The 25,878-nt window shown below is 62.1% G+C and carries 22 protein-coding genes and 1 pseudogene; 13 read left to right on the plus strand and 10 right to left on the minus strand.

The features are described 5' to 3' along the window. Window positions 1-413: 413 nt before the first annotated feature. The 5 genes from ACI2JX_RS00005 (at window position 414) to ACI2JX_RS00025 (ending at window position 6,587) form a co-directional block, all read left to right on the plus strand. Window positions 414-2,057 (plus strand): acetolactate synthase large subunit, encoded by a 1,644-nt coding sequence (locus tag ACI2JX_RS00005; protein ID WP_264237287.1) that lies wholly within the window; start codon window positions 414-416, stop codon window positions 2,055-2,057. Window positions 2,058-2,221: 164 nt separating this feature from the next. Beyond that, complete coding sequence (locus ACI2JX_RS00010) at window positions 2,222-2,776, plus strand: UPF0149 family protein (protein WP_404689089.1); 555 nt, start codon at window positions 2,222-2,224, stop codon at window positions 2,774-2,776. 155 nt (window positions 2,777-2,931) lie between these two features. Then, on the plus strand, window positions 2,932-3,561 hold the full coding sequence (locus tag ACI2JX_RS00015) for a glutathione S-transferase family protein (RefSeq protein WP_404689090.1): 630 nt from the start codon (window positions 2,932-2,934) through the stop codon (window positions 3,559-3,561). Window positions 3,562-3,591: 30 nt separating this feature from the next. Then, a complete protein-coding gene (locus ACI2JX_RS00020; RefSeq protein ID WP_404689091.1) occupies window positions 3,592-5,619 on the plus strand; it encodes a pyridoxamine 5'-phosphate oxidase family protein in 2,028 nt (675 codons plus the stop codon). A gap of 68 nt (window positions 5,620-5,687) precedes the next feature. Further along, entirely contained in the window at window positions 5,688-6,587 is a 900-nt protein-coding gene (locus ACI2JX_RS00025; RefSeq protein WP_404689092.1) for a LysR family transcriptional regulator, read from the plus strand. 215 nt (window positions 6,588-6,802) lie between these two features. Here the strand turns inward: ACI2JX_RS00025 and ACI2JX_RS00030 are convergent, their stop codons facing one another. The 3 genes from ACI2JX_RS00030 to ACI2JX_RS00040 all read right to left on the minus strand — a co-directional run bounded on the left by ACI2JX_RS00030 (window position 6,803) and on the right by ACI2JX_RS00040 (window position 11,733). Continuing rightward, the gene (locus ACI2JX_RS00030; protein WP_186554621.1) at window positions 6,803-8,053 is read right to left on the minus strand and encodes a ribonucleotide-diphosphate reductase subunit beta; all 1,251 of its coding nucleotides are present in this window, start codon (window positions 8,051-8,053) and stop codon (window positions 6,803-6,805) included. Between the two features lie 496 nt (window positions 8,054-8,549). Further along, complete coding sequence (locus ACI2JX_RS00035) at window positions 8,550-8,681, minus strand: hypothetical protein (protein ID WP_264235820.1); 132 nt, start codon at window positions 8,679-8,681, stop codon at window positions 8,550-8,552. A 172-nt stretch (window positions 8,682-8,853) separates the two neighbouring features. After that, a complete protein-coding gene (locus ACI2JX_RS00040) occupies window positions 8,854-11,733 on the minus strand; it encodes a ribonucleoside-diphosphate reductase subunit alpha (RefSeq protein WP_264235819.1) in 2,880 nt (959 codons plus the stop codon). 816 nt (window positions 11,734-12,549) lie between these two features. On the opposite strand from ACI2JX_RS00040, the gene ACI2JX_RS00045 reads away from it, so the two are divergent. Next, the gene (locus ACI2JX_RS00045; RefSeq protein ID WP_264235818.1) at window positions 12,550-13,254 is read left to right on the plus strand and encodes a response regulator transcription factor; all 705 of its coding nucleotides are present in this window, start codon (window positions 12,550-12,552) and stop codon (window positions 13,252-13,254) included. Next, entirely contained in the window at window positions 13,251-14,858 is a 1,608-nt protein-coding gene (locus tag ACI2JX_RS00050; protein ID WP_368972866.1) for an ATP-binding protein, read from the plus strand. Before ACI2JX_RS00045 ends, ACI2JX_RS00050 begins: the two co-directional genes overlap by 4 nt. Window positions 14,859-14,861: 3 nt before the next feature. Here the strand turns inward: ACI2JX_RS00050 and ACI2JX_RS00055 are convergent, their stop codons facing one another. Next, window positions 14,862-15,563 (minus strand): 4'-phosphopantetheinyl transferase, encoded by a 702-nt coding sequence (locus ACI2JX_RS00055; RefSeq protein WP_404689093.1) that lies wholly within the window; start codon window positions 15,561-15,563, stop codon window positions 14,862-14,864. 125 nt (window positions 15,564-15,688) lie between these two features. Beyond that, window positions 15,689-16,480: a dienelactone hydrolase family protein gene (locus ACI2JX_RS00060; protein WP_404689094.1), complete on the minus strand. Its 792-nt coding sequence runs from the start codon at window positions 16,478-16,480 to the stop codon at window positions 15,689-15,691. 144 nt (window positions 16,481-16,624) lie between these two features. Here ACI2JX_RS00060 and ACI2JX_RS00065 point away from each other — a divergent pair, with 144 nt between their 5' ends. From ACI2JX_RS00065 to ACI2JX_RS00080, 4 genes are all read left to right on the plus strand, one after another. Beyond that, the gene (locus ACI2JX_RS00065) at window positions 16,625-17,230 is read left to right on the plus strand and encodes an outer membrane protein (RefSeq protein WP_264235815.1); all 606 of its coding nucleotides are present in this window, start codon (window positions 16,625-16,627) and stop codon (window positions 17,228-17,230) included. A 170-nt stretch (window positions 17,231-17,400) separates the two neighbouring features. Continuing rightward, window positions 17,401-18,078 (plus strand): response regulator, encoded by a 678-nt coding sequence (locus tag ACI2JX_RS00070; protein WP_186554627.1) that lies wholly within the window; start codon window positions 17,401-17,403, stop codon window positions 18,076-18,078. Then, the gene (locus ACI2JX_RS00075; RefSeq protein ID WP_404689095.1) at window positions 18,075-19,421 is read left to right on the plus strand and encodes an ATP-binding protein; all 1,347 of its coding nucleotides are present in this window, start codon (window positions 18,075-18,077) and stop codon (window positions 19,419-19,421) included. Before ACI2JX_RS00070 ends, ACI2JX_RS00075 begins: the two co-directional genes overlap by 4 nt. Before the next feature lie 390 nt (window positions 19,422-19,811). After that, complete coding sequence (locus ACI2JX_RS00080; RefSeq protein ID WP_186554629.1) at window positions 19,812-21,134, plus strand: dicarboxylate/amino acid:cation symporter; 1,323 nt, start codon at window positions 19,812-19,814, stop codon at window positions 21,132-21,134. 156 nt (window positions 21,135-21,290) lie between these two features. On the opposite strand, the pseudogene ACI2JX_RS00085 reads toward ACI2JX_RS00080, so the two are convergent. Then, window positions 21,291-21,788, minus strand: a pseudogene (locus ACI2JX_RS00085) (SprT family zinc-dependent metalloprotease); the annotation flags it as partial. Between the two features lie 127 nt (window positions 21,789-21,915). Then, on the minus strand, window positions 21,916-22,515 hold the full coding sequence (locus ACI2JX_RS00090; RefSeq protein ID WP_186554631.1) for a Yip1 family protein: 600 nt from the start codon (window positions 22,513-22,515) through the stop codon (window positions 21,916-21,918). Between the two features lie 284 nt (window positions 22,516-22,799). Here ACI2JX_RS00090 and ttcA point away from each other — a divergent pair, with 284 nt between their 5' ends. Both ttcA and ACI2JX_RS00100 read left to right on the plus strand, forming a co-directional pair. After that, window positions 22,800-23,624 carry a tRNA 2-thiocytidine(32) synthetase TtcA gene (gene ttcA / locus ACI2JX_RS00095; protein ID WP_264235813.1) on the plus strand — a complete coding sequence of 275 codons (825 nt, stop codon included), beginning with the start codon at window positions 22,800-22,802 and terminating at the stop codon, window positions 23,622-23,624. Between the two features lie 4 nt (window positions 23,625-23,628). After that, window positions 23,629-24,300, plus strand: coding sequence for a DNA-3-methyladenine glycosylase I (locus tag ACI2JX_RS00100; RefSeq protein WP_404689096.1), 672 nt, complete (start codon window positions 23,629-23,631; stop codon window positions 24,298-24,300). A 215-nt stretch (window positions 24,301-24,515) separates the two neighbouring features. Here the strand turns inward: ACI2JX_RS00100 and ACI2JX_RS00105 are convergent, their stop codons facing one another. The 3 genes from ACI2JX_RS00105 to arsC are packed head-to-tail and all read right to left on the minus strand — an operon-like array spanning window position 24,516 to window position 25,877. Next, on the minus strand, window positions 24,516-24,929 hold the full coding sequence (locus ACI2JX_RS00105) for a DUF2069 domain-containing protein (protein ID WP_404689097.1): 414 nt from the start codon (window positions 24,927-24,929) through the stop codon (window positions 24,516-24,518). Continuing rightward, on the minus strand, window positions 24,922-25,527 hold the full coding sequence (gene wrbA / locus ACI2JX_RS00110; RefSeq protein ID WP_264235810.1) for an NAD(P)H:quinone oxidoreductase: 606 nt from the start codon (window positions 25,525-25,527) through the stop codon (window positions 24,922-24,924). Before wrbA ends, ACI2JX_RS00105 begins: the two co-directional genes overlap by 8 nt. Further along, complete coding sequence (gene arsC / locus ACI2JX_RS00115) at window positions 25,524-25,877, minus strand: arsenate reductase (glutaredoxin) (protein ID WP_186554636.1); 354 nt, start codon at window positions 25,875-25,877, stop codon at window positions 25,524-25,526. The genes wrbA and arsC overlap by 4 nt, the downstream gene beginning before the upstream one ends. Window position 25,878 lies beyond the last annotated feature (1 nt).

A 25,878-nucleotide genomic window follows, 5' to 3' on the forward strand; every position in this document is an offset into this window, starting at 1 on the left:
TGGTAGTGTGGGGTTTCCCCATGTGAGAGTAGGTCATCGTCAAGATTCATTTCGCAAAACCCCTATCTGCGCGAGCAGGTAGGGGTTTTGTCTTTTCCAGCCTGCTATATTGCCGCGCCCGATACCTGGCCTTGCCCCACCCCTTGTAGGAGCGGGCTTGCCCGCGAAGAGGCCTCTGGTACCACACCTCCCGCCTTTCCCCCTCAAGCAAATGCATTTTGTCCGAACAAGTACATTTCTCCTACACGATAGGTGCGACAATATTGCAGTTCAACGACGTGACTTTCTCGCACATAGTCAGCGTCAAGACTTAGATTCGGGGGCACCTTCCGCCCGCGACAGACCGAAGTCAGTACACCGTGCTGACCGTCCTGGACGTCTCCACCGTCCTACTACTTGAGGTAACAAGCAAGATGGCTAAGGCCGCCGATGTCGTTGTGCAATGCCTGGAAAACGAAGGTGTCGAGTATGTGTTCGGCATTCCTGGTGAGGAGAACCTCGACCTGCTGGAGTCCCTGCGCAAGTCGAAGATCAAGCTGGTACTGACCCGCCACGAGCAGTCCGCAGGCTTCATGGCCGCCACCTATGGCCGCCTGACCGGCAAGACCGGCGTCAGCCTGTCGACCCTCGGCCCTGGCGCGACCAACCTGGTGACCGCCAGTGCGTACGCCTACCTGGGCGGTATGCCGATGATGATGATTACCGGCCAGAAGCCGATCAAGAAGTCCAAACAGGGCCGCTTCCAGATCATCGACGTGTGCGGCATGATGGCCCCCATCACCAAGTACACCCACCAGTTCGCCTCGGCCGACAACATCCCCGCGCGCATGCGTGAAGCTTTCCGCCTGGCTGAAGAAGAAAAGCCGGGTGCCGTGCACCTGGAACTGCCGGAAGACATCGCTGCCGAGCAGACTGATGCCATGCCGATCCCGCGCAGCCTGCACCGCCGCCCGCTGGCCGAGCATGTGGCCATCGAAGCCGCCATCGAGAAACTGCGCACCGCCCGCAGCCCGATCTTGGTCATCGGTGCCGGCGCCAACCGCAAGATGACCGCCAAAGTCCTCAAGCAACTGATCGACAAGACCGGCATTCCGTTCGTCACCACCCAGCTGGGCAAAGGTGTGGTCGACGAGCGCAGTCCACGCTTCCTGGGCAATGCTGCGCTGTCGTCCGGTGACTTCGTCCACCGCGCGATCGAAGCTTCCGACCTGATCATCAACATCGGCCACGACGTGATCGAAAAACCGCCGTTCTTCATGGTCCGTGGCGGCACTGAAGTCATTCACATCAGCTTCCGCTCCGCCGAAGTCGATGCCGTGTACTTCCCGCAGGTCGAAGTGATCGGTGACATCGCCAACGCCGTCTGGCAGATTGCCGAAGGCCTGGGCGATACCTCGCACTGGGACTTCACTCGCCTCATGGCGATTCGTGATGCCAACGAAGTGCAGATCGCCGAAGGTGCCGATGACGATCGCTTCCCGGTCTACCCACAGCGTCTTGTCGCCGATATCCGCCGCGTGCTGCCATCCGAAGGCATCGTCGCCCTGGACAATGGTATCTACAAGATCTGGTTTGCCCGCAACTACAAGGCGCACAAGCCCAACACCGTGCTGCTCGACAACGCCCTGGCGACCATGGGCGCCGGCCTGCCATCGGCCATGGCGGCGCACCTGGTCTACCCAGATCGCCCGGTGATTTCGGTGTGCGGCGATGGCGGCTTCATGATGAACAGCCAGGAGCTGGAGACCGCTGTGCGTCTGGGCATGCACATCACCGTGGTGATCCTGCGTGACGACGGTTACGGCATGATTCGCTGGAAGCAGGCCAACATGGGCTTCACCGATTTCGGCCTGGACTATGGCAACCCGGACTTCGTCAAATACGCCGAAGCCTATGGTGCCAATGGCCACCGTGTGGAAAGCGCCGAAGGCTTCCTGCCGCTGCTCGAGCACTGCATCAAGACCCCAGGCGTGCACGTGATCGACTGCCCGGTCGACTACAGCGAGAACGACCGCATCCTCAACAGCGAGCTGCGTGAGCGCGCGCTGGCGGTCTAAACGCTGACGCTCTATCGCGGTACATGCCCGCTCCCACAGAGCCAATACAGGCCTTGTGGGAGCGGGCTTGACCCGCGATGAGGCCCGCCCAGACAACACCTCTGTGCTTCACCTGATCATGTGCTAGGGTGCACCCCAACTCCTTACCCAGGACACCCAGACTCATGCTTCCCCGCCTCAATGAAAAAGAACTCGCCCGCCTCGAAGACCTGCTGATCACCTACGGCAATGACTTCTCCGTACTCAACCTGGCCGAGCTCAATGGTTTCTTTACCGCGCTTGCCAGCTCGCCAACCACCGTCACCCCGGAAAAATGGCTACCCGCCGTCAGCGGCGGCAAAGTGCCTAAGTTCAAACGTCCTGCTCATGAAGAGGCCTACACCGCACTGATGCTGCGTTACTGCAATGACGTAGCCGCGGAACTAGCCGAGCAGTTGGAGCACTTCGAGCCGTTGTTCGAAGAGAGCGAGGGCGAAGAAGGGCCGGCGATCATTCTCGAAGAGTGGTGCTTTGGCTACATGCGTGGCACCCAGGTCGCCGAGTGGGACGCATTGCCACCGGAGCAGGATGCACTGCTCAAGGCGATCTCCTTGCATGGCCTGGAAGATAACTTCGAGTTGCTCGACTCGATGAGCTTCGATGAGCTGCAAGCGTGCGTGCCGCTGGTTATCGATGCCGCGCGTGGCTTGTATCGCTACCAGAAGCAGCAGCGCCACTGAGTTATTCGCGCAGCGCCATTCGCGCCCTGGCCGTGAATGGCTCGCTAATGATTATTTCGCTTGGCGAAATTATGGATTGCCCCTCGCACTGATTCTTTTGCCCGCAGATTAGGTGCAGCATGTGTTCCACAGCCTACCCCGCCTGGAGCGCAATCATGTCAACTGCCATCAAACTGTACAACTTCCCGAAATCTGGCCATGCCCATCGCATCGAGCTGATGCTCTCGCTGCTCAACCTGCCCACCGAACTGGTGTTGGTTGATCTGGCCAAGGGCGCACACAAGCAACCCGAGTTTCTGGCCATCAACCCGTTCGGCCAAGTGCCGGTGATCGACGATAACGGCACGGTGATCGCCGATTCCAATGCCATCCTCGTGTATCTGGCCAAGACCTACGGCGAGGGCCGCTGGCTGCCCGAGCAAGCCCACGCGGCCGCCCAAGTGCAACGCTGGCTGTCAGTGGCTGCCGGGCCGCTCGCCTATGGCCCCGCCGCTGCGCGGTTGGTGACTGTTTTTGGCGCGACGTTCAACACCGAGGAAGTCATCGCACGTGCCCACACGCTGCTGACAGTGATGGACCGTGAACTGGCCAAATCGCCATTCCTGGTCGGGGATACGCCCACCATCGCTGATATCGCCAACTACTCCTACATCGCCCACGCGCCGGAGGGCAATGTGTCGCTGGAGCCCTACGCTAACGTCCGTGCCTGGTTGGCGCGCATCGAGGCGCTGCCCGGATTCGTAGCGATGCCACGCACCGCTGTGGGCCTGCAAAGCGCAGATTGATCGCCACCCAACGCTGCGAGGTATGCCACCATGCGCGCACAACATCGAACTTCGCCTTGGCACGCCGGCGAAAAAAGCCTGCAGGAAAAGGTTGGCGTCGCCGAGCGCATGGAGCAGTTCGGGCAAAAGGTCATTCGCGACTACATGCCCGATCAGCATCGCCAGTTCTACCATCAGTTGCCGTTCATGGTGGCAGGTACGGTAGATGCCCAGGGCAGGCCTTGGGCAACCCTGCTCGAAGGCCCAGAAGGCTTTGTCACCTCACCCGAACCCCGCCAGCTTGTGATATCCGCTACACCGGCAGCTGATGATCCTGCTGCATCAGGTATTGTCGTGGGCCAAGCAATTGGCTTGCTGGGCATCGAGCTGCACACCCGGCGACGCAATCGCATCAATGGCCAGATCAGCCAGGCCGCAGGGGGACAGCTGCTGGTTGAAGTGGAGCAATCGTTCGGCAACTGCCCGCAATACATTCAACTGCGTAATTACCGGCGAGTCGACCAACCCGCACTGCCGCGTGAGGATTCGACCGCACTGGATGCTTCGGCGATTGCGATGATCGAGTCGGCCGACACCTTTTTTGTCGCAAGCTACGTCGATCACGACGACGCTCAGCGTTCGGTGGATGTCTCGCACCGGGGAGGTCGCCCAGGCTTCATCAAGGTCGAGGGCAATCGCCTGACCATCCCCGATTATGCCGGCAACCTGCATTTCAACACCCTCGGCAATTTGCTGCTCACTCCACGGGCCGGGCTGCTATTCGTCGATTTCGCTAGTGGCAATGTGCTGCAGCTCTCAGGTCGCACCGAGCTGATTCTGGAGAGCCCGGCCATAGCCGCTTTCGAAGGTGCCGAGCGGCTGTGGACGCTAGAAGTCGAGCAAGTGGTGTTGCGCCCAGCTGGCGTGTCGCTGCGTTGGGCGTTCGAGGAGTATGCGCCGACCAGCCTGATGACCGGCACCTGGGCCGAGGCCGAGCAGCGCCTGAAACAGAGCAAGGCCCAACGAGAGTGGCAGAGTTGGCGTGTGCTTCAGATAGCGCAAGAGAGCCGCGATATCCGCTCGTTCTATCTGCAACCCGAGGACGGTTCGCCCGTGCCGTTCGCTGCAGGTCAGCACATCCCTGTGCGTGTTCGCCTGGGCGAGGACTCAGTGGTGCGTACCTACAGCCTGTCCAGTGCTCCCGCCGATAGCTATGTGCGTATCAGCGTCAGGGCGCAAGGCCCTGCATCGCGGCACTTGCATGAACAGGTTGCCGTGGGTGACCTGCTGCAGGTGCGCCTACCGATGGGCAGTTTCAAGCTCGATAGCGACAGCCCGCGCCCGGTCGTGCTGATTGGCGCGGGCGTGGGGATCACCCCACTCTGGGCAATGCTGCGCGAGCAACTGACGCGCCATCCCAGCCGACCTATTCATCTGTTCCAAGGCGCTCGAAGCCTGGCTGAATTGCCATTCCAACAGGAACTGACTGCGCTGCGGCAGGCCAACAGTGCGCTGAGCGTGCACCGAGCCCTGAGCCAGCCGGAAGCGCATGCGCAACAGGGACGTGATTACGAGCTCACGGGGCGCCTGGGTATTGAGCAGATCAAGAGTCGCCTGGCCTTGGATGACTACGACTTCTATCTGTGTGGCCCACCTGGTTTCACCCAGGATATCTACGACGGACTACGTACTGTAAACGTGCCGGATCATCGCCTGCATGCGGAGGCCTTCGGACCTTCCACGCTCAAACGCCACGGCGATGCCGCGCAGCCGCCCCTGATGCAGCCGCCCGCAGCCAGTGTGCCAGTGCCGGTGTATTTCGCCGGCTCCGCCAAGGAGGCACGCTGGACACCCGACAGCGGCAGCCTGTTGGAACTGGCGGAGAATCGCGGTCTGTCACCGGACTTCAGTTGTCGGGGCGGTTCGTGCGGCAGCTGCAAGACCCGTGTGCTCAGTGGCCAGGTGCACTACCCGAATCCACCGGCAGAACTGCCGGACAGCGGCTCAGTATTGATCTGCTGCGCAGTTCCAGCTCAGCTAGAGGGTGACAGCGCTCAACCGTTAGTACTGGATCTATAGAACGCCGCACTTGTGCAAGCGGGTTGGCCCCGCGAATAATCGCCCCACGACAACCACGGGGGCGCGGCATGGATCAGATCCACCTGATGAAGGTGTTGGTGGCAGTCGGCGAGCTCGAGAGCTTCGCCGGCGCCGCGCGCCGTCTGGGCATCTCGCCCGCGGCGGTGACCCGGGCAATCAGCACGCTGGAGGAAACACTCGGGGTCAAACTGCTGCTGCGCACCACCCGCAGTGTGCGCCTGACTGAAGCGGGCAACCGCTATCTGGAGGACACCCGCAATATTCTCGCCAGCATCGCCGAAGCCAACGAAGCAGCCGCCGGGGTCAATGCAGCGCCCAAGGGCAATCTCTCGGTCACCGCACCGCTATTGTTCGGCAAGGCCTTCGTCATGCCTTGCATCGTCGACTACCTGCAGGCCTACCCGCAGGTTGATGTGTCGGCGTACTTTCTCGATCGGGTGGTCAACCTGGTGGAGGAGGGCATGGACGTCGCGGTGCGCATCGGTCCGCTGCCCGACTCGGGCCTCAAGGCCTTGCACGTCGGCCAGGTGCGCCGGTTGTTGTGCGCCTCGCCGGAGTACCTCGAACGCCACGGCGTGCCGCAGCATCCGAGTGAACTGGTGCAGCACACCGTGATCGCTGCCAGCGGCGTGTCACCGCGACTGGATTGGAAGTTCGGGCCGGCCCATGAACCGATCCAGGTTCGGCTCAAGCCGCGCCTGACCGTTACCAGCAATGATGCGGCCATCGTGGCCGCCAGTGCTGGCCTGGGGATCGCCCGGCTGCTGTCCTATCAGGTGGCAGGGGATCTGGCTGCCGGTCGTTTGCAGGTGGTGCTCGAAGCGTACGAGGAGGCGCCTTGGCCGATTCATGTGCTGCACCGGGAAAGCAAGTACGGCTCGGCCAAGGTGCGCGCCTTCATCGATAGGCTGGCGCAGCAGCTGCGGGCGCATCGGTATCTGAATTGAGCTAATGCTGTTCACTTAAGATTTTGGGGCCGCTTTGCGTCCCTTCGCGGGCAAGCCCGCTCCCACAGGTACGGCGCCGACCGTTCGAGCGGCGCCGTACCTGTGGGAGCGGGCTTGCCCGCGAAGGGGCGCAAAGCGGCCCCAATGCAGGCGACACAAGCCTTAAGTGAACAGCATTCTGTCCATTGGGCAACCTTTCCAGTTAAGTGGGAAGATCAGTCCCAGCTCAACGCCCCACCCGTCTGATACTCGATCACGCGCGTTTCAAAGAAGTTCTTCTCCTTCTTCAAGTCCATGATCTCGCTCATCCACGGGAACGGGTTGGTGGTCCCTGGGTATTCTTCCTTCAGACCAATCTGGGTCAGGCGACGGTTAGCGATGAACTTGAGGTAGTCCTCCATCATCGCGGCGTTCATGCCCAGTACGCCGCGTGGCATGGTGTCACGGGCGTATTCGATCTCCAGCTGAGTCCCTTGCAGGATCATCTGGGTGGCTTCTTCCTTCATCGAGGCATCCCACAGATGCGGGTTCTCGATCTTGATCTGGTTGATCACGTCGATGCCGAAGTTCAGGTGCATCGACTCGTCACGCAGGATGTACTGGAACTGCTCGGCAACGCCGGTCATCTTGTTGCGGCGACCCATCGACAGGATCTGGGTGAAGCCGCAGTAGAAGAAGATGCCTTCCAGTACACAGTAGTAGGCGATCAGGTTGCGCAGCAGTTCTTTGTCGGTCTCCGGGGTGCCGGTGTTGAACTCCGGATCCGAGATCGCGCGGGTGTACTTCAGGCCCCAGGCAGCCTTTTTCGCCACCGATGGGATCTCGTGGTACATGTTGAAGATCTCGCCTTCATCCATGCCCAGCGACTCGATGCAGTATTGGTAGGCGTGGGTGTGGATCGCCTCTTCAAAGGCCTGGCGCAGGATGTACTGGCGGCACTCCGGGTTGGTGATCAGGCGGTACACGGCCAGCGCCAGGTTGTTGGCAACCAGCGAGTCAGCGGTGGAGAAGAAGCCCAGGTTACGCATGACGATGCGGCGCTCGTCTTCGGTCAGGCCGTCCTGGCTCTTCCACAGGGCGATGTCGGCGGTCATGTTGACCTCTTGCGGCATCCAGTGGTTGGCGCAGCCGTCGAGGTACTTCTGCCAGGCCCAGTCGTACTTGAACGGTACCAGCTGGTTGAGGTCGGCGCGGCAGTTGATCATGCGCTTCTCGTCAACCGCAACGCGGGCCGAGGAGCCTTCCAGTTCAGCCAGGCCTTCGGCGATGTCCAGGTCGTTCAGGGCAGCCTTGGCGCGCTTGACCGCCTCGGAGTCAGAAGCGGTAGCGGCACGCGCTTCCAGGGCGGCGGCGCCACCGGCGCTGTCGAGCTTGTCGAGGGTAGCGGCGGCGTTGGCCTGCGCGGGGGTGCTGCCTTTGGCGGCGACTTCGCCGTCTTCTTTATCGAATTCGTCCCAGCTCAGCATGGTCCTGGCTCCTGCTAGAGGGTTGCGCGGGGCAACCGGTTGGATTTGAGGTGATGCCTGTACTACGCAAGGCCCATAAGGCAATACGGCGGGCAGTGAGAGCTCGCTCTCGTCACATTTGAAATTGTCGGGTCAGCGCTTGGCCTGTCCTCGAACGAGGGGCCAGGACGCCTGAAAACAGTGTGGCAACGACAAAACATGCGGTCTGGCCAAGCGGGGCTTGTGTCACGCAGTCGATCATTGGCTCAACCCTTTTTTGGGGGGCGAAGTATAACGGAATTCGCAGGCGATCGGAGCGACGCTGCGCCGGTCTGCGGTAATTTTTCGACCGGTACAGGGCGATTCCGTTCACGAATAACGCGTCGTTTCACGGGGAAGGAGTGTAGCTGAAAAAACGCTAGATGTGGTGTTTGGTTATTTGATTTGGCACAAAATATTGTGTTTTAAGCGATAAGAGAGGGGAGGCGGGAGGCTATGCGCCTCCCGCGATCGGGGGCTAGCCGCACTTCTTGCGAAGCGTTTCGACGATGTGGGTCTTAGGGTTGTTGCGCGCTTCTTCGACCGTGGTGAAGCGGCCGGTTGCAGCATTGCGGCCAATCCTGCGAGTGATGGTTTTTTTCCGAGCCATGCTTGCCTTCCTCATTGGATGTGGGGGCCGATGCCGCCTGTGCGGTGTCGACACTCTTTTTTATCCATTGACGAAGGTTGCTAGGCAGTGGGTGATGATTCCCTGTCAGGGCCAGTACAGACAAAAATGCCGCAAGCGGCGCTCCTCAGAGCGCCCCTTGCGGCATCAGGCCTTACTGGCAGGCTTCGCAGTCAGGCTCGTCGATCGCGCAGGCCTTCGGCACAGGTGCTGGACCTGCGGCCTGGACCGGGGCGCTGTCGCCGCCGCTGGAAACGGCGTTGAGCTTGCCGGTGTTGATGGTCGACTTCTCGGTGCTGGTCGCGGCCAGGGCACGGAGGTAGTAGGTGGTCTTCAGACCACGGTACCAGGCCATGCGGTAGGTCACGTCCAGCTTCTTGCCCGAAGCGCCAGCGATGTACAGGTTCAGCGACTGGGCCTGGTCGATCCACTTCTGGCGACGCGAGGCGGCATCGACGATCCACTTGGTCTCGACTTCGAACGCGGTGGCGTAGAGGTCTTTGAGCTCTTGTGGGATGCGCTCGATCTGCTGGACCGAACCATCGTAGTACTTCAGGTCGTTGATCATCACCGAGTCCCACAGGCCGCGAGCCTTGAGGTCGCGAACCAGGTATGGGTTGATCACGGTGAATTCGCCCGAGAGGTTCGATTTCACGTACAGGTTCTGGTAGGTCGGTTCGATCGACTGCGAAACGCCAGTAATGTTGGCGATGGTCGCGGTTGGCGCGATGGCCATGATGTTCGAGTTACGAATACCTTTTTGTACCCGAGCACGCACCGGCGCCCAGTCCAGGGTCTCGTTGAGGTCGACGTCGATGTACTTCTGGCCACGGGCCTCGATCAGGATCTGTTGCGAGTCCAGCGGCAGGATGCCTTTGGACCACAGCGAGCCCTGGAAGGTCTCGTAGGCGCCGCGCTCGTCAGCCAGGTCGCAGGACGCTTGGATCGCGTAGTAGCTGACCGCTTCCATCGACTTGTCGGCGAACTCGACGGCGGCGTCGGAACCGTAAGGGATGTGCTGCAGGTACAGTGCGTCCTGGAAGCCCATGATGCCCAGGCCGACCGGACGGTGCTTGAAGTTCGAGTTACGCGCTTGTGGCACCGAGTAGTAGTTGATGTCGATCACGTTGTCGAGCATGCGCACGGCGGTGTTGACAGTGCGCTGCAGCTTGGCGGTGTCCAGCTTGCCGTCGACGATGTGGTTCGGCAGGTTGATCGAGCCCAGGTTGCAGACCGCGATCTCGTCCTTGTTGGTGTTCAGGGTGATCTCGGTGCACAGGTTGGAGCTGTGCACGACGCCCACGTGCTGCTGCGGCGAACGCAGGTTGCACGGGTCCTTGAAGGTCAGCCATGGGTGGCCGGTCTCGAACAGCATCGAGAGCATCTTGCGCCACAGGTCTTTGGCCTGGATGGTCTTGAACACCTTGATCTTGTTGTACTCGGTCAGGGCTTCGTAGTACTCGTAGCGCTCTTCGAAGGCCTTGCCGGTCAGGTCGTGCAGATCAGGTACTTCGTTCGGCGAGAACAGGGTCCACTTGCCGTCATCGAAGACACGCTTCATGAACAGGTCAGGGATCCAGTTGGCGGTGTTCATGTCGTGGGTACGACGACGGTCATCACCGGTGTTCTTGCGCAGTTCGATGAATTCTTCGATGTCCAGGTGCCAGGTTTCCAGGTAGGCACACACAGCGCCTTTGCGCTTGCCACCCTGGTTCACGGCGACGGCGGTGTCGTTGACCACTTTCAGGAACGGCACGACGCCCTGGGATTTACCGTTGGTACCCTTGATGTAGGAGCCCAGTGCACGCACAGGGGTCCAGTCGTTGCCCAGGCCACCGGCGAATTTCGACAGCATGGCGTTGTCGTGGATCGCGTGGTAGATGCCCGACAGGTCGTCCGGCACGGTGGTCAGGTAGCAGCTCGACAGCTGTGGACGCAGGGTACCGGCGTTGAACAGGGTCGGGGTCGAAGCCATGTAGTCGAACGACGACAACAGGTTGTAGAACTCGATCGCGCGGGCTTCTTTGTCTTTCTCTTCCAGCGCCAGGCCCATGGCCACACGCATGAAGAACACCTGCGGCAGCTCGAAGCGCACGCCATCCTTGTGGATGAAGTAGCGGTCGTACAGGGTCTGCAGGCCCAGGTAGGTGAACTGCTGGTCACGCTCGTGGTTGATCGCCTTGCCCAGACGCTCCAGGTCGAAGTCGGCCAGGGCAGGGTTGAGCAGCTCGAACTCGATACCTTTGGCCACGTAGGCCGGCAGCGCCTTGGCGTACAGCTCAGCCATCTCGTGGTGAGTGGCGCTGTCGGCGACGCTGAGGAAGCCCAGGCCTTCGGCGCGCAGGGTGTCCATCAGCAGGCGAGCGGTGACGAACGAGTAGTTTGGCTCACGCTCGACCAGGGTACGGGCGGTCATCACCAGGGCGGTGTTGACGTCCTTGATGGCGACGCCGTCGTACAGGTTCTTCAGGGTTTCGCGCTGGATCAGCTCGCCATCGACTTCGGCCAGGCCTTCGCAGGCTTCGCTGATGATGGTGTTCAGGCGGGCCATGTCCAGCGGCGCCTTGCTGCCGTCGGCCAGGGTGATGCGGATCGATGGGTGCGGCTCGACCACGGCATCGGTGTTGGCGCGGGTAGCACGCTCTTTGGCGCGCTGGTCGCGGTAGATCACGTAGTCGCGGGCAACTTTCTGCTCGCCGGCACGCATCAGGGCCAGTTCGACCTGGTCCTGGATTTCTTCGATGTGGATGGTGCCGCCCGATGGCATGCGACGCTTGAAGGTAGCCGTGACCTGCTCGGTCAGGCGCGCAACGGTGTCGTGGATGCGCGACGAGGCGGCGGCAGTGCCGCCCTCAACTGCGAGGAACGCCTTGGTGATGGCCACGGTGATCTTGTCGTCGGTGTAGGCGACGACAGTGCCATTGCGCTTGATCACGCGCAGTTGGCCAGGTGCGGTGGCAGCCAGATCCTGGTTCGAATCTGCGCCCTGCGGCACCTGGGCCTGCGGGTTCTCGCGAGTTGTGTCGGTTTGCATCGGTGGGTGTCTCCACAGTTTCTATATGTTCAGGCGCCTTTTGAGCGCCCACCGTTCCATCCACTAGCCTGGTGGCCCCGCGGGGATGCACACGCACGTGCATCCGCCCGCTCGGGCTTACCGACTTCGGGACAGACTCAGGAATAAGGGGCAATAGCTTGCCGCTCCCTGGCCGAAGTCAAAGGTTCTGGGCCGTGGCCCAAAAACTGTTGCTGTCGGGTGTCACCAGGCGATGCCTGCAACACCCATACCCGAACAAGGCCGCTTGGACGGGCTTGCCTCGGTCGCCTCCGCAGGAGCGGTTTGGCTGCGCAAATCACACTAAGTTCAGGCCGAAAAATCGCTTGAGTTTGCGTGCCGACTTGTGTTTGTGATTTCAAGCGAAACCCAATATGTAGTGGTTCGCTGCAATGGGGATACAAGATAATGCGGTCGCGGGGGCTTTGCAAGGTGAGCGCCTGTGGATAACTTGTGCGTAGTTTGTGTGTGATTCGTGGGTATTGGCTGTAGGCCTTGTCCCATGAGGTTTTCACTTTTTTTCTACGCGCTGATGCCCCGGCAGAGTTTTTTTAGGGCGCGCACCCTATCACAAAAAACGGTTCAGTCCAGGGCGTGTTGGCGCGGGGTTGGATGAGATTTGGAAGTCCGTGGTGCGCGACGTAGTATCCGTCGGTGATATTGCCTTTTGGTGAACGGCAGGGACACTGTAGTGGCTCGCGCGCAAACGTATCTCAGCGTGGGAGCGGGCTTGCCCCGCGATGAGGCCCGCCCAGGCAACACCCCCAGCAGATAACTAAAACAACACAGAGGAAGGCCATGGACCAGCCCTGCAACCGCATCCTGATTGTCGAGGACGACCAGCGCCTCGCTGAGCTCACCGCTGAATACCTGCAGGCCAACGGTTTCGAGGTGGCAGTGGAAGGCGATGGCGCGCGCGCGGTGCGGCGTATTCTCGACAGCCAGCCGGACCTGGTGATCCTCGACCTGATGCTGCCCGGCGAAGATGGCCTGAGCATCTGCCGCCGGGTGCGCGGCCAATACCCCGGGCCGATTCTCATGCTCACCGCCCGCAGCGACGAGCTCGATCAAGTCCAAGGCCTGGACCTGGGGGCCGACGACTATGTGTGCAAACCGGTGCGCCCGCGCCTGTTGCTGGCGCGTATCAATGCCCTGTTGCGCCGCAGCGAGAGCCTGGATGGCAAGCGCCAGGAGTTGCAATTCGGTGCCCTGCGGATCGACAGCAGCCTGCGCGAGGCCTGGCTCAACGAACAACCGATCGACCTGACCGGCGCCGAATTCGACTTGCTCTGGCTGCTGGCCAGCCACGCAGGGCGGGTGCTCTCGCGCGAACAGATCTTCACCTCCCTGCGCGGCGTCGGCTACGACGGCCAGGACCGCTCCATCGATGTGCGTATTTCCAAGATTCGCCCCAAGATCGGCGATGATCCGATTCATCCGCGGCTGATCAAGACCCTGCGCAGCAAGGGCTATCTATTCGTCGGCGAGGCGGCCCAGGCCTGATGAACTCGATATTCCTGCGTATCTATGGCGGCATGCTCGCCGTCCTGGTGCTGGTCGCGGTGCTTGGCGTGCTCAGCCTGCACCTGGTCAATCAGGTGCGCGCCGAACAGCACCGCGAGCGCCTGGCCCAGGGCACTTTCAGTTTGATGGCCGACAATCTGGCGCTGCAGAACGACGTCGAGCGCAAGCGTTCGCTGGTGATCTGGGAGCGGCTGCTCGGTGTGCCGTTGGACCTGCGACCGATGAGCGCATTGACCCTCGACGGCGGCCAGCGAGCGCGTCTTTACCGCGACCTGGTGGTCGTGGAGAAGACTGGCCCGCATGCGGCGCGGGTATTGCGCCGGGTCGGCCGCGAAGACGTGTTGCTCGAAGCGCAGGTCCAGCAGGTCAGCGAGCAATTGGCGCGAGCCACACTGTACCTGGTGGCCGATGAACTGGTGCGTTATCCGATCACCGAGCAACAGCGACGCCTGGCTGAGCTGCGCCAGAGCAAGGGCTTTGGTTTTGACGTCGCCCTGCAGCGCTTGGAGCGCGTGGGTCTGGACGACGACCAGCGGCGGCGGGTGGAGGAGGGCGACACGGTGATGGCGCTGGGCAAGGATGGCGACTCGATTCGGGTGTTTGCTGGCCTGCCTGGCTCGCCCTGGGTGCTGGAAATCGGCCCGCTGTATCAGCTCAACCTCTATCCACCGCAGTTGTTGATCCTTATCGCCTTCCTCGGCCTGTGCCTGATCGGCTTGGTCGTGTACCTGCTGGTGCGCCAGTTGGAACGGCGGGTTTCGGGCCTGGAGAATGCCGCCACGCGCATTGCCCAGGGCAGTCTGGATACCCGCGTGCCAGCGGGCGATGCGGACTCGGTCGGGCGTCTGGCGGCAGCGTTCAACGGCATGGCCGAGCACCTGCAGCGTTCGCTGAGCATGCAGCGGGAGCTGGTGCGTGCCGTTTCGCATGAGCTGCGCACACCGGTGGCGCGCCTGCGTTTTGGCCTTGAGATGATCGAAACCGCCAACACTGAACAAGCCCGGGCCAAGCATCTGGCGGGCATGGACAGCGACATTCAAGACCTCGACAAGCTGGTCGACGAGATGTTGACCTATGCCCGCCTGGAACAGGGCGCACCGGCGCTGAAATTCCAGGCCGTCGACCTCGACGCCTTGCTCGACCGGGTCATCGCCGAGTTGGCGCCGCTGCGCGCCGAGGTACGCGTTAGCCGTGGCGTATGCCAGGGGCTGGAAGGGGCGGGCGCCTGGGTCGAGGCGGAACCGCGTTATCTGCACCGCGCTTTGCAGAACCTGGTCGGCAACGCCATGCGCCATGCCGAGTCCGAGGTGCGCCTGAGCTATCAAATTGGCCAGCAGCGTTGCCGGATCGATGTCGAAGACGACGGCCCAGGCATTCCCGAAGGCTTCTGGGACCGCATTTTTACTCCCTTCACCCGCCTGGACGACAGCCGCACGCGTGCCTCGGGCGGCCACGGCCTGGGGCTGTCGATCGTGCGACGAATCATTTACTGGCACGGCGGGCGGGCCATGGTCGGGCGTAGCGAAGGCTTGGGCGGTGCGTGTTTCAGCCTCAGTTGGCCACGGGCACAGGCGCCGTCCTGAGTGCTAGACGCTGATCAAGCTCAACAGGTGGCCATCCTTGATGCAGAACTGCCCATCGATCTCGATCCCCTGCTGCCAGGCTGGAGACAGGTCAGTGAGCAGACGAAGCCGGGCCAAGCCGCCGACAGACCATTCGAGCACTTCGGCGTGTTCGAAGTAGAAGCGTTGTTTTGTCAGTGGGTAGAGGGTCTTGAACAGGCTCTCTTTGAGCGAGAAGGTCAACGTCACAGTCAGGCCTAACTGGCTGCGGTCCAGACGTTCGAGCTCGGCAGGCGTCAGGATCTCCTGGGCCAGGCGCTCGGCACGCTCATCGTCCAGCAGGCTTTCCTGATCCAGACCCAGGCCCTTGCAGCGACCATCGGCGGCCACCACCGCAGCGGCCCAACCCTTGCCGTGGGTGATCGAGCCATGAATGCCGGTTGGCCAGATCGGAGAGCGGTCTTCATGGCTGCCGGGTACATAGTCGCGACCGTCCAGTTGCTGCAACGCGGCCCGTGCGCAGACGCGGCCGGCCAGGTATTCGGCCTGGCGCTTGGCCACCGAACGCTGCAAGCTGGCGCTGTGTTCGATGCCTGCGCGCTGAAAGTCATCGGCGGCAAGCTTGGCGGGGTCGAAGGCACAGCTGACCAGCTGCGCACCGGGGACCGGATGGGGCAGGGGCCAGTGGTGCTGGAGTGGGGCGCAGCAGGCGGGGAGTCTGTTCATGGCCGATATTGTGCCAGCCGATGAGTCATGTGTCAGGGGCCGCTATGCGGCCCTTGGCAGGCTCAAGATGAACCGTGTAGAAGCTGGCTTGCCTGCGAAGCGCCACCAAGCGGCCCCGGCGATAGTCAATCAAACGCAGTCTTGAAGAACGCCTGCATATCCGCCCAAGAGCTCTCGTCCGCCGCCTTGTCATAACCGATGTCCGGCCCGCCATGCCCACCATGGCTCAAGCGGTCAGCATCCGGATTGGTAAAGCCATGCTTGGCCCCAGGAATGCCGACGAACTTCATATCAGCCCCGGCCGCTGCCATCTCTTGTTTGAACGCCGCGACCTGCTCTGGCGTGATCATGCTGTCAGCGTCACCGTGCTCCACCAGAATTTTCGCCCTGATCACCCCAGGCTTGGCGGGCTCCTGCGTCACCAGCGCGCCATGGAAGCTCACTACGCCATCAAGCTTTACCCCGCGGCGGGCGGCATCGAGCACCACTTTGCCGCCGAAGCAGTAACCCACCGCGCCCAGTTGATGCTTATTAATGTTGGGCTGGATCTTCAAGAGCTCAAGACCTGCATTGAAGCGTGCGGCAGCTGCCTTGGGATCCTTCAGGGCGGCGGCCATGAATGCCTTGGCGTCAGCCGGGTGTTCGGTGTTCTTGCCATCGCCGTACATATCGATCGCCAACGCGTTGTAACCGAGCGCAGCAAGGTCGCGGGCACGGCGCTTGGCGTAGTCGTTCAGCCCCCACCATTCATGCACCACGACGATGCCGGGGCGCTTGCCCTCGATGGCGTCATCGTAGGCGTAGTAACCCACCAGACGGTTGCCGTCGGCGTCCTGGTAAGCGATCTCGCGGGTTTGCACGGCCGCTTGGGTAACGGCGGCGCTGCACATCAGGGTCAGGGCAAGCAGAAAACGCATGGTCGTAGCTCCTTGGACATGGCGTTTCGACAATCGGTGCGACTCGTTCAGCGAAGGTTCAGCCTGGGTTCAGCAGCGGTTCAGGGCGTCTTGCTTACTCTAGCTTCCAGACCGAAACAGCGCATCCAACTGGAGTACGAAGCTATGAAAACACTCAATACCCTGATCGCCGCCATGGCCGTTTGCGCCGCAGGCTTCACCGTCAGCGCCCAGGCCGACGACACCTTCGCCAGCCTCACCTACGGCCAGACCAGCGATAAGATCCGCAAGTCCGGCCTGCTCGATCGCAACACCGACCATCTCAACGCCGATGGCATCATCAGCAAGGACGGCACCTGGGGCGTGCGCGTAGGTAAGATCAACGACCAAGGTCGCTACTACCTGACCTACGACAATGTGTCCAACGACCATAGCGGCCTCAAGCTGCGTCAAGAAAACCTGCTCGGCAGCTACGACGTGTTCCTGCCCGTGACTGACACCACCAAGCTGTTCGGTGGCGGTAGCCTGGGCATGACCAAGCTGTCCCAGGAGTCCTCCGGCTACGGTCGCGATACCGACTATGGCTACGCTGTCGGCCTGCAGGCCGGTGTGATCCAGGACATCACCGACAACGCCTCGGTCGAGCTGGGCTACCGTTACCTGCGCAGCAACGCCAGCACCGAGCTGGTCGAACATGGCGGTCCAAAGGTCGGCACCCTGCGCCTAACCAGCAGCGCCCAGACCTACCTGTCGGCCAACTACAAGTTCTGAGGTGATGGCTAAGCCGGACCGGCCCGCTGAAGGGGCCGGTTCGCTGTTATGCTTTTCGTCAGTTCCGGCTTCATCGCGGGGCAAGCCCGCTCAGGTATCGACGCACACAGTTGCGCTAGGAGCGGGCTCGTCCCGCGATGAGGCCAGCAAATATAAGGAAGGAGAGCGGCATGAAACTGCTGGTGGTCGAGGACGAGGCGCTGCTGCGTCACCACCTGTTCACGCGCCTGAGCGAAACGGGTCATGTGGTCCAGGCGGTCGCCAATGCCGAGGAAGCCCTGTATCAAGTCGAGGAGTACCACTTCGACCTGGCAGTGGTCGACCTGGGCTTGCCTGGCATGAGCGGGCTGGACCTGATCCGCCAGTTGCGCAACCAGGGCAAGAGCTTCCCGATCCTCATCCTTACCGCGCGCGGCAACTGGCAGGACAAAGTCGAGGGCCTGGCCGCCGGGGCCGACGACTATGTGGTCAAACCCTTTCAGTTCGAAGAGCTGGAGGCCCGCCTCAATGCCCTGCTGCGCCGCTCCAGTGGTTTCACCCAGTCGACCATCGCTGCCGGACCGCTGGTGCTCGACCTCAACCGCAAGCAGGCGACCCTGGACGAGCAGCCGCTGGCGCTGACCGCCTACGAATACCGCATCCTGGAATACCTCATGCGTCATCACCAGCAGGTGGTAGCCAAGGATCGCTTGATGGAGCAGCTCTATCCCGATGACGAGGAGCGTGATCCGAATGTCATCGAAGTGCTGGTCGGCCGTCTGCGCCGCAAGCTCGAAGGTGAGCATGGCTTCAAGCCGATCGACACCGTGCGCGGCCTGGGTTACCTGTTCACCGAGCGCTGCCGATGATTCGCTCGCTGCGCGTGCGCCTGATGCTGGCGGCGGCGCTGCTTGCCTCGCTGTTCATGTTGGCGCTGCTGCCGGCCCTGCAAAAAGCCTTCAGCATGGCGTTGCAGGAGTCGATCGAGCAGCGCCTGGCTTCCGACGTCACCACGCTGATTTCCGCAGCGCGCATCGAGCATGGCCAATTGCAGATGCCCGAGCTGCTGCCGGATGAGCGCTACAACCTGCCTTATACCGGCCTGATGGGCTACATCTTCGATCGCCAGGGCAATCAGGTCTGGCGCTCGCGGGCCACCACCGACCGCAATATCAATTATCACCCCCGCTACGACGGGCGCGGCAACGAGTTCGCGCGCATTCGCCAGGACGACGGTGAGGAGTTCTTCGTCTATGACGTCGAGGTCAAGCTGCTCGGCGGCAAGAACGCCGCCTACAGTATCGTCGCCCTGCAGCCGGTGCGTGAGTACCAAGACACCATCAACGGCCTGCGGGAGAAGCTCTACCTGGGCTTTGGCGCAGCCTTGCTGGCGCTGATGGTGCTGCTCTGGGCCGGCCTGACCTGGGGGCTGCGCTCGTTGCGCAGGCTCAGCCTTGAGCTCGACGAAGTGGAAACCGGCGCCCGCGACGGCCTGAGTCGCGAGCACCCACGTGAGCTGCTGCGCCTGACGGGCTCGCTCAACCGCTTGCTGCACAGCGAGCGCGAGCAGCGCCAGCGCTACCGCGATTCGCTCGATGACCTGGCGCACAGCCTGAAAACGCCGCTGGCAGTGCTGCAAGGGGTAGGCGAAAGCATGGGCCAAGGCAGCGGTGAGCGTGAGCAAGCGCGGGTGCTGCAGAGCCAGATCGAGCGCATGAGCCAGCAGATCGACTATCAATTGCAGCGCGCCAGCTTGCGCAAGAGCGGCCTGGTGCGCCACCGGGTGCAGCTCAAGCCGCTACTCGACAGCCTGTGCAGCACATTGGCCAAGGTCTATCGCGACAAGCGCGTGGCCGTCGAGGTGGATGTTCCAGAGCACGCCCAGGTGCCGATGGAGCAGGGCGCTTTGCTCGAGTTGCTGGGCAACCTGTTGGAGAACGCCTATCGGCTATGCCTGGGGCAGGTGCGGGTGAGCCTGCAGGAAACGCCCGGGCACCTGGTGTTGTGCGTCGAGGATGATGGGCCAGGGGTGCCGGCGGATCAGCGCGAGCGGATTCTGCAGCGCGGTGAGCGGCTGGATCGCCAGCATCCGGGGCAGGGCATCGGCCTGGCGGTGGTCAAGGACATCATCGACAGCTATGACGCGCACCTGAGCCTGGATGATTCGCCACTGGGCGGGGCGGCGTTCCGGATCATCTTCAACCTCGATTGAGTGCTTCGTCAGTACCGACCTCATCGCGGGGCAAGCCCGCTCCTACAAGGTCACCGCTAATCCTGTAGGAGCGGGCTCGTCCCGCGGTGAGGCCAGCAGGGCACACTCCGGGCGGATTCCCGCCATCGACCCTGTTCAATTCCCGCCACCGGGCGGAAATCCGCCAGCGATTCCCTCACCATTGCCCCCTCATTGGGCAAGCAAACCCTTCAAATCCGGCTCCTGCACCCAATCCGGGCATTTTGGCATCGCCCTTGCTATTGACTTGGCAGAGACCTGCCCAGGCGGCTCGAACACAACGACAAATCCCTCCAGGTGCAGGAGGGTTAGCGATTCAGGTGCCCCCGCCCTGGGAAGGGTGGAAACCGGCACACTTGAGGAAAATTAGCCATGACGACACGTCAGCCGCTGTACAAATCCCTGTATATCCAGGTGTTGGTTGCCATCACCATCGGTATTCTGCTCGGTCACTACTACCCTGAAACCGGCGTCGCGCTCAAACCCCTGGGTGACGGGTTCGTCAAACTGATCAAAATGGTCATCGCCCCGATCATCTTCTGCACCGTGGTCAGCGGCATCGCTGGTATGCAGAGCATGAAATCGGTCGGCAAGACCGGCGGCTACGCGCTCCTGTACTTCGAAATCGTCTCCACCATCGCCCTGATCATCGGCCTGGTCGTGGTCAACGTGGTCAAGCCTGGCGCTGGCATGCACATTGACGTCAGCACCCTGAACGCCAGCAGCGTGGCCGCCTATGCCGCCGCAGGCGCGCAGCAGACCACCGTCGGCTTCCTGCTCAACATCATCCCTAACACTGTGGTCGGTGCCTTCGCCAACGGCGACATCCTGCAAGTGCTGATGTTCTCGGTGATCTTCGGCTTCGCCCTGCACCGCCTGGGTAGCTACGGCAAGCCGGTGCTGGACCTGATCGACCGCTTCGCCCATGTCATGTTCAACATCATCAACATGATCATGAAGCTGGCCCCGATCGGTGCCTTCGGTGCCATGGCCTTCACCATCGGCCAGTACGGCGTCGGTTCGCTGGTGCAGCTGGGCTACCTGATGGCCTGCTTCTACGTCACCTGCCTGGCGTTCATCCTGATCGTGCTCGGCGGTATCTGCCGCGCCCACGGCTTCAGCGTGCTCAAGCTGATCCGCTACATCCGTGAAGAGCTGATGATCGTGCTGGGTACCTCTTCTTCGGAGTCGGCCCTGCCGCGCATGCTGGCCAAGATGGAGCGTCTGGGTGCGAAGAAATCCGTGGTTGGCCTGGTCATCCCGACGGGCTACTCGTTCAACCTCGACGGTACCTCGATCTACCTGACCATGGCTGCGGTGTTCATCGCCCAGGCCACTGACACCACCATGGACATCACCCACCAGATCACCCTGCTGCTGGTGCTGCTGGTCGCGTCCAAAGGTGCTGCAGGCGTTACTGGTTCGGGCTTCATCGTCCTGGCTGCGACCCTGTCGGCTGTCGGCCATCTGCCGGTTGCCGGCCTGGCGCTGATCCTCGGCATCGACCGCTTCATGTCCGAGGCGCGTGCTCTGACCAACCTGATTGGTAACGGCGTGGCTACCATCGTCGTGGCCAAGTGGGTCAAGGAGCTGGACGAAGACAAACTGCAAGCCGAACTGGCTTCCGGTGGTTCGCCGCTGGAAGACACCCGTCCGACTGACGACCTGGGCGTGGCTGAAGGCCCAGCTCGCTGATTCAGGCGTAAGCAAAAAGGCGACCTTCGGGTCGCCTTTTTTGTCGCTGGGAATTGTGATGCAGCGTCGGCCTTATCGCGGGGCAAGCCCGCTCTAACGCAGGACCGGCGGCACAAGATGCTGCGTGGGAGCGGGCTTGCCCGCGATAACGGTGGTCTATTCGACGCGCGTCTGGCCGCTGTACACCAGGATCTGCCGGCAGCGCCGACACAGATAACGCCGCCCCTGGCGCACCAGCTTGTGTCGCTGCGCACTGAACGGGAAATCACTCTGCGGGCAAGGGCACTGGTAGATGTAGCGCGTTGCCGTGCGCCGCTTCACTTCATAGTTATGGCAGCGATTGGGCGGCAGCTCATACACCCCACGCATGATCAGCTGCCACTCCTCGCCATGCGGCTGGATGCTGTCGCCAAACAGCTGATGCGCCACCAGGTGGGCCACTTCATGGGCCACGGTCTGGCGCAGGAAGTCTTCCTGGTTGTCGCGGTACAGCTGCAGGTTGAAGCGCAGCAGGTTCTCATGCAGGTGGGCAACCCCGGCCTTCTGGCCGCGCAGCTTGAAGCTGACCTGCGGGCGGGCAAAGGGGCGCTTGAAGAAGGCTTCGGCTTGCTGATAGCAGGTTTCGACGCGGGATTCGAGCAACTCGGGCATGGCGGTGAATAGTCTCCTGAGCCGGGCATTATGCCGTAACCACCTTTGGCCTGCCGAGCCACCGGTCAGCAGGCAGCCAAAGGCCGCCTTGCGGCGGCCCGTGACTTGATGCCCCAGTGTTGGTTTGGATCTAGTTGGTATACACAGGCCCCACGCCCAAGCCCCAGATGATCACGGTAGCGGCCATGATAGCCACCAACACCACCAGGCCCACTGCCAGCACCGAGCTGGAGAACAGGAAGCCTTCATCCGATGGGATGTTCATGAACGTCGGCAAGCCCACATACAACAGGTAAACCGTGTAGCAAATGGCCGCTGTGCCGACCAGCATGCCTAGCCATAGGTGTGGGTAGAGCGCCGCCAGGCCGCCGATGAACAGCGGGGTGGCGGTATAGGTGGCAAAGGCGATGCATTGGGCCATGGACGGCGTGGCATCGTAGGTGCGCGCCATCCAGTGAATGAAGGCGCCCATCACCGCCACCCCGGCGAGCATTGCCAGGTAGGACATAACGCTCATCCACAGCGCGCTTTCCATGGTCAGCATCACTGCCGGTCGATTACCGATCACCCAGCCCACCTGGGTAGTGCCGATAAATGCCGAGACCGCGGGGATCGCCGCCAGTATCAGCGTGTGGGTCAGGTACATGTGGCTGATGGTTTCGTCCTCGCCACGAATCTCCTTCCACTCCTGATCGGGATGGGTAAACAGCCCCAGAACGTGATGGATCATGCGGGTCACTCCTATCGTCGTTGCCAAACGCCCCCCAAGTGGAGCGCTTGCGGCCCGAGGCCAGGCACCGATGCATGCGGTAATGTGGCCTTATGTCGCAGTATAGGAAGCAGATCCCCGCTTAATACCTGCTTTTTAGAGCAAATTGCGCTGTCAATCGGCTTGCTGATTCCCTTGCAGTCTTTGATCGGAATACGGCCGTTAATTGTGCCCAGGCCCTACGCCCAGGTGCGGTTTGTGCGTAAAATAGCCGGCTTTTGTCACACCTCGCGGATTCAAGCGCTATGGGCACCCTCTCGGTCAACCAGAACAAACTGCAAAAACGCCTGCGTCGTCTCGCTGGCGAAGCCATCACCGACTACAACATGATCGAGGATGGCGACAAGGTCATGGTCTGCCTGTCCGGCGGCAAGGACAGCTACACCATGCTCGATGTTCTGCTGCACCTGCAGAAGGTGGCGCCGATCAAGTTCGAGATCGTCGCGGTGAACATGGACCAGAAGCAGCCAGGCTTCCCCGAGCATGTGCTGCCGGCCTACCTCAAGGAACTGGGGGTCGAGTACCACATCGTCGAGAAGGACACCTACTCGGTGGTCAAGGAGCTGGTGCCCGAGGGCAAGACGACCTGCTCGCTGTGCTCGCGCCTGCGCCGTGGCACCCTGTACACCTTCGCCGACGAGATCGGCGCGACCAAGATGGCCCTCGGTCATCACCGCGATGACATCGTCGAGACCTTCTTCCTCAACATGTTCTTCAACGGCGCGCTCAAGGGCATGCCGCCCAAGCTGCGTGCCGATGACGGCCGTAACGTGGTGATCCGCCCGCTGGCCTACTGCCATGAGAAGGACATCCAGGCCTACTCGGACATGAAGCAATTCCCGATCATTCCGTGCAACCTCTGCGGCTCGCAGGAAAACCTGCAGCGCCAGGTGGTCAAGGAGATGCTGGTGGAGTGGGAACGCAAGCACCCGGGGCGTACCGAGAGCATCTTCCGCGCCATGCAGAACGTTGCCCCGTCGCAGTTGGCCGACCGCAACCTGTTCGATTTCAACAGCCTGAAGATCGACGAAAACGCCGCGCCGCGCTTCCTCGACGTGCTGAACATCTGAGCCCATGCGCGATTATCAGTGGCTGCATGAGTACTGCCTGAACCGCTTCGGCTCGGCCAAGGCCCTCGAAGCCTTCCTGCCGCAGCCGAAAACCCCGTCGCAGTTACGCGATATCGGCGATGACCGCTACCTGTCGACCCTGTCGCTGCGGGTGTTTCGCGCTGGTCTCAAGCACAGCTTGGTGGACGCCAAGTGGCCGGCCTTCGAGCAGGTGTTCTTCGGTTTCGATCCTGAGAAAGTGGTACTGATGGGCGCCGAGCATCTGGAGCGGCTGATGCAGGATGAGCGAATCATCCGCCACCTGGGTAAGCTCAAGAGCGTGCCGCGCAATGCCCAGATGATTCTGGATATCGAGCAGCAAAAGGGCAGTTTCGGTGCGTTCATTGCCGACTGGCCGGTGACCGATATCGTGGGCTTGTGGAAGTACCTGGCCAAGCATGGCAACCAGCTCGGCGGGTTGTCGGCGCCGCGTTTCTTGCGCATGGTCGGCAAAGACACCTTCATCCCAACCGATGACATGGCGGCGGCGTTGATTGCCCAGGGCATCATCGACAAGGCGCCGACCAGCCAGCGCGATCGGGCGTTGGTGCAGGAGGTGTTCAATCAGTGGCATGCCGAGAGTGGCCGGCCGCTGTGTCAGCTCTCGGTGATGCTGGCGCACACAGTCAATCACTGATTCGGCCCCTCGGCGGTGGCCCCTTGTCGGAAGGGGCGTGGGAGCGGACTGCGTGGCAGCGAACTGGTTGGAGCGAACTGGTTGGAGCGAACTGCGTGGGAGCGGGCTTGCCCCGCGATAGCGATGTCGGCCGCAGTTTCGCTATCGCGGGGCAAGCCCGCTCCCACGTAGCCCCCACCTAGCCCAGGTAGCCCACGCAGTCCACGTAGCTTGTTCTAGTTCCCTTCGCCCGCCAGCCGCCGTTCATGCTGAAACTTCCAGCGCACGAACAGCAGCCCGCTGACAAACAGCCCCAGGCTCACCAGCACCTCGATCCAGCCAAACACCGCGCGCGCCGGATCGAACGCCGCCAACACGCCCTTGATGAAGTAGATGTTCACCACAAAGCAGGTCCAGGCATGCGCCCGGGCGCTGCCCATGAGCATCCCCGGCAGCAACAGCAGCAGCGGGATCAGCTCGATCGCCAGGATGACCTCGACCCGCGCCCCGTGCAGGTTAGCGAACCACAAGTTATTGATCACCAGCAGGGCGATCAGGCCGAAGAAACAGCCCAGGCTCAGGGCCCGCGTCAAGCGCAGGCGCGGGCTCAACCACTCCAGCGGCGGCAGCACCTTGGGCTTGCTAGCCACGTTCACCACCCAAAGCCTTGGCAGTGCTCGCCAGGCGTTGGCCGAGCGCGCGGCACAGGGCGATCTCATGGCTGTCCAGCTCGCGCTTGCCATCTGCCCCGGCATGATGGCTCGCCCCGTACGGGGTGCCGCCACCACGGGTCTCGAGCAGCGCCGACTCGCTGTAGGGCAGGCCCATGACCAGCATGCCGTGGTGCATCAGCGGCAGCATCATCGACAGCAGGGTGGTCTCCTGGCCGCCGTGCAGGCTGGCGGTGGAGGTGAACACCGCCGCCGGCTTGCCGACCAGCTCACCGCCCAGCCACAGGCTGCTGGTGCCATCGAGGAAGTACTTGAGCGGCGCGGCCATGTTGCCGAAGCGGGTCGGGCTGCCCAGGACCAGCCCGGCGCAGTGGCGCAGGTCGTCGAGGGTGGCGTACAACGCCCCGCTGGCGGGGATATCCGCGGCCACTGCCTCGCATTCGGTGGAGATCGCCGGCACGGTGCGCAGGCGCGCTTCCAGGCCGGCCATCTCGACGCCGCGGGCAATGTGCCGGGCCATCTCGCTGGTCGAGCCATGGCGGCTGTAATACAGCACCAGGATGAATGGATCGCTCACGGCAGGATCTCCAGCACCTTCTCGGGTGGGCGGCCGATGACCGCCTGGTCGCCGACCACCAGAATCGGCCGCTCGATCAGTTTCGGGTGTTGGGCCATGGCTTCGATCAACTGTTGGTCGCTGAGCGCCGGGTTGGCCAGCTCCAGGGTCTTGTATTCGTCTTCACCGGTGCGCAGCAGCTGGCGCGGGGCGATGCCCAGCTTGCCCAGCAATGCCTTGAGGGTCGCCGCATCGGGCGGGGTTTCCAGGTAACGCACGATGGTCGGGCTGAGGCCGCGCGCTTCGAGCAGCTCCAAGGCGCCGCGGGATTTCGAGCAGCGCGGGTTATGATAGAGAGTCAGATCAGTCATG

Source organism: Pseudomonas sp. NPDC088890, assembly GCF_044900155.1.
Classification (GTDB): domain Bacteria; phylum Pseudomonadota; class Gammaproteobacteria; order Pseudomonadales; family Pseudomonadaceae; genus Aquipseudomonas; species Aquipseudomonas urmiensis.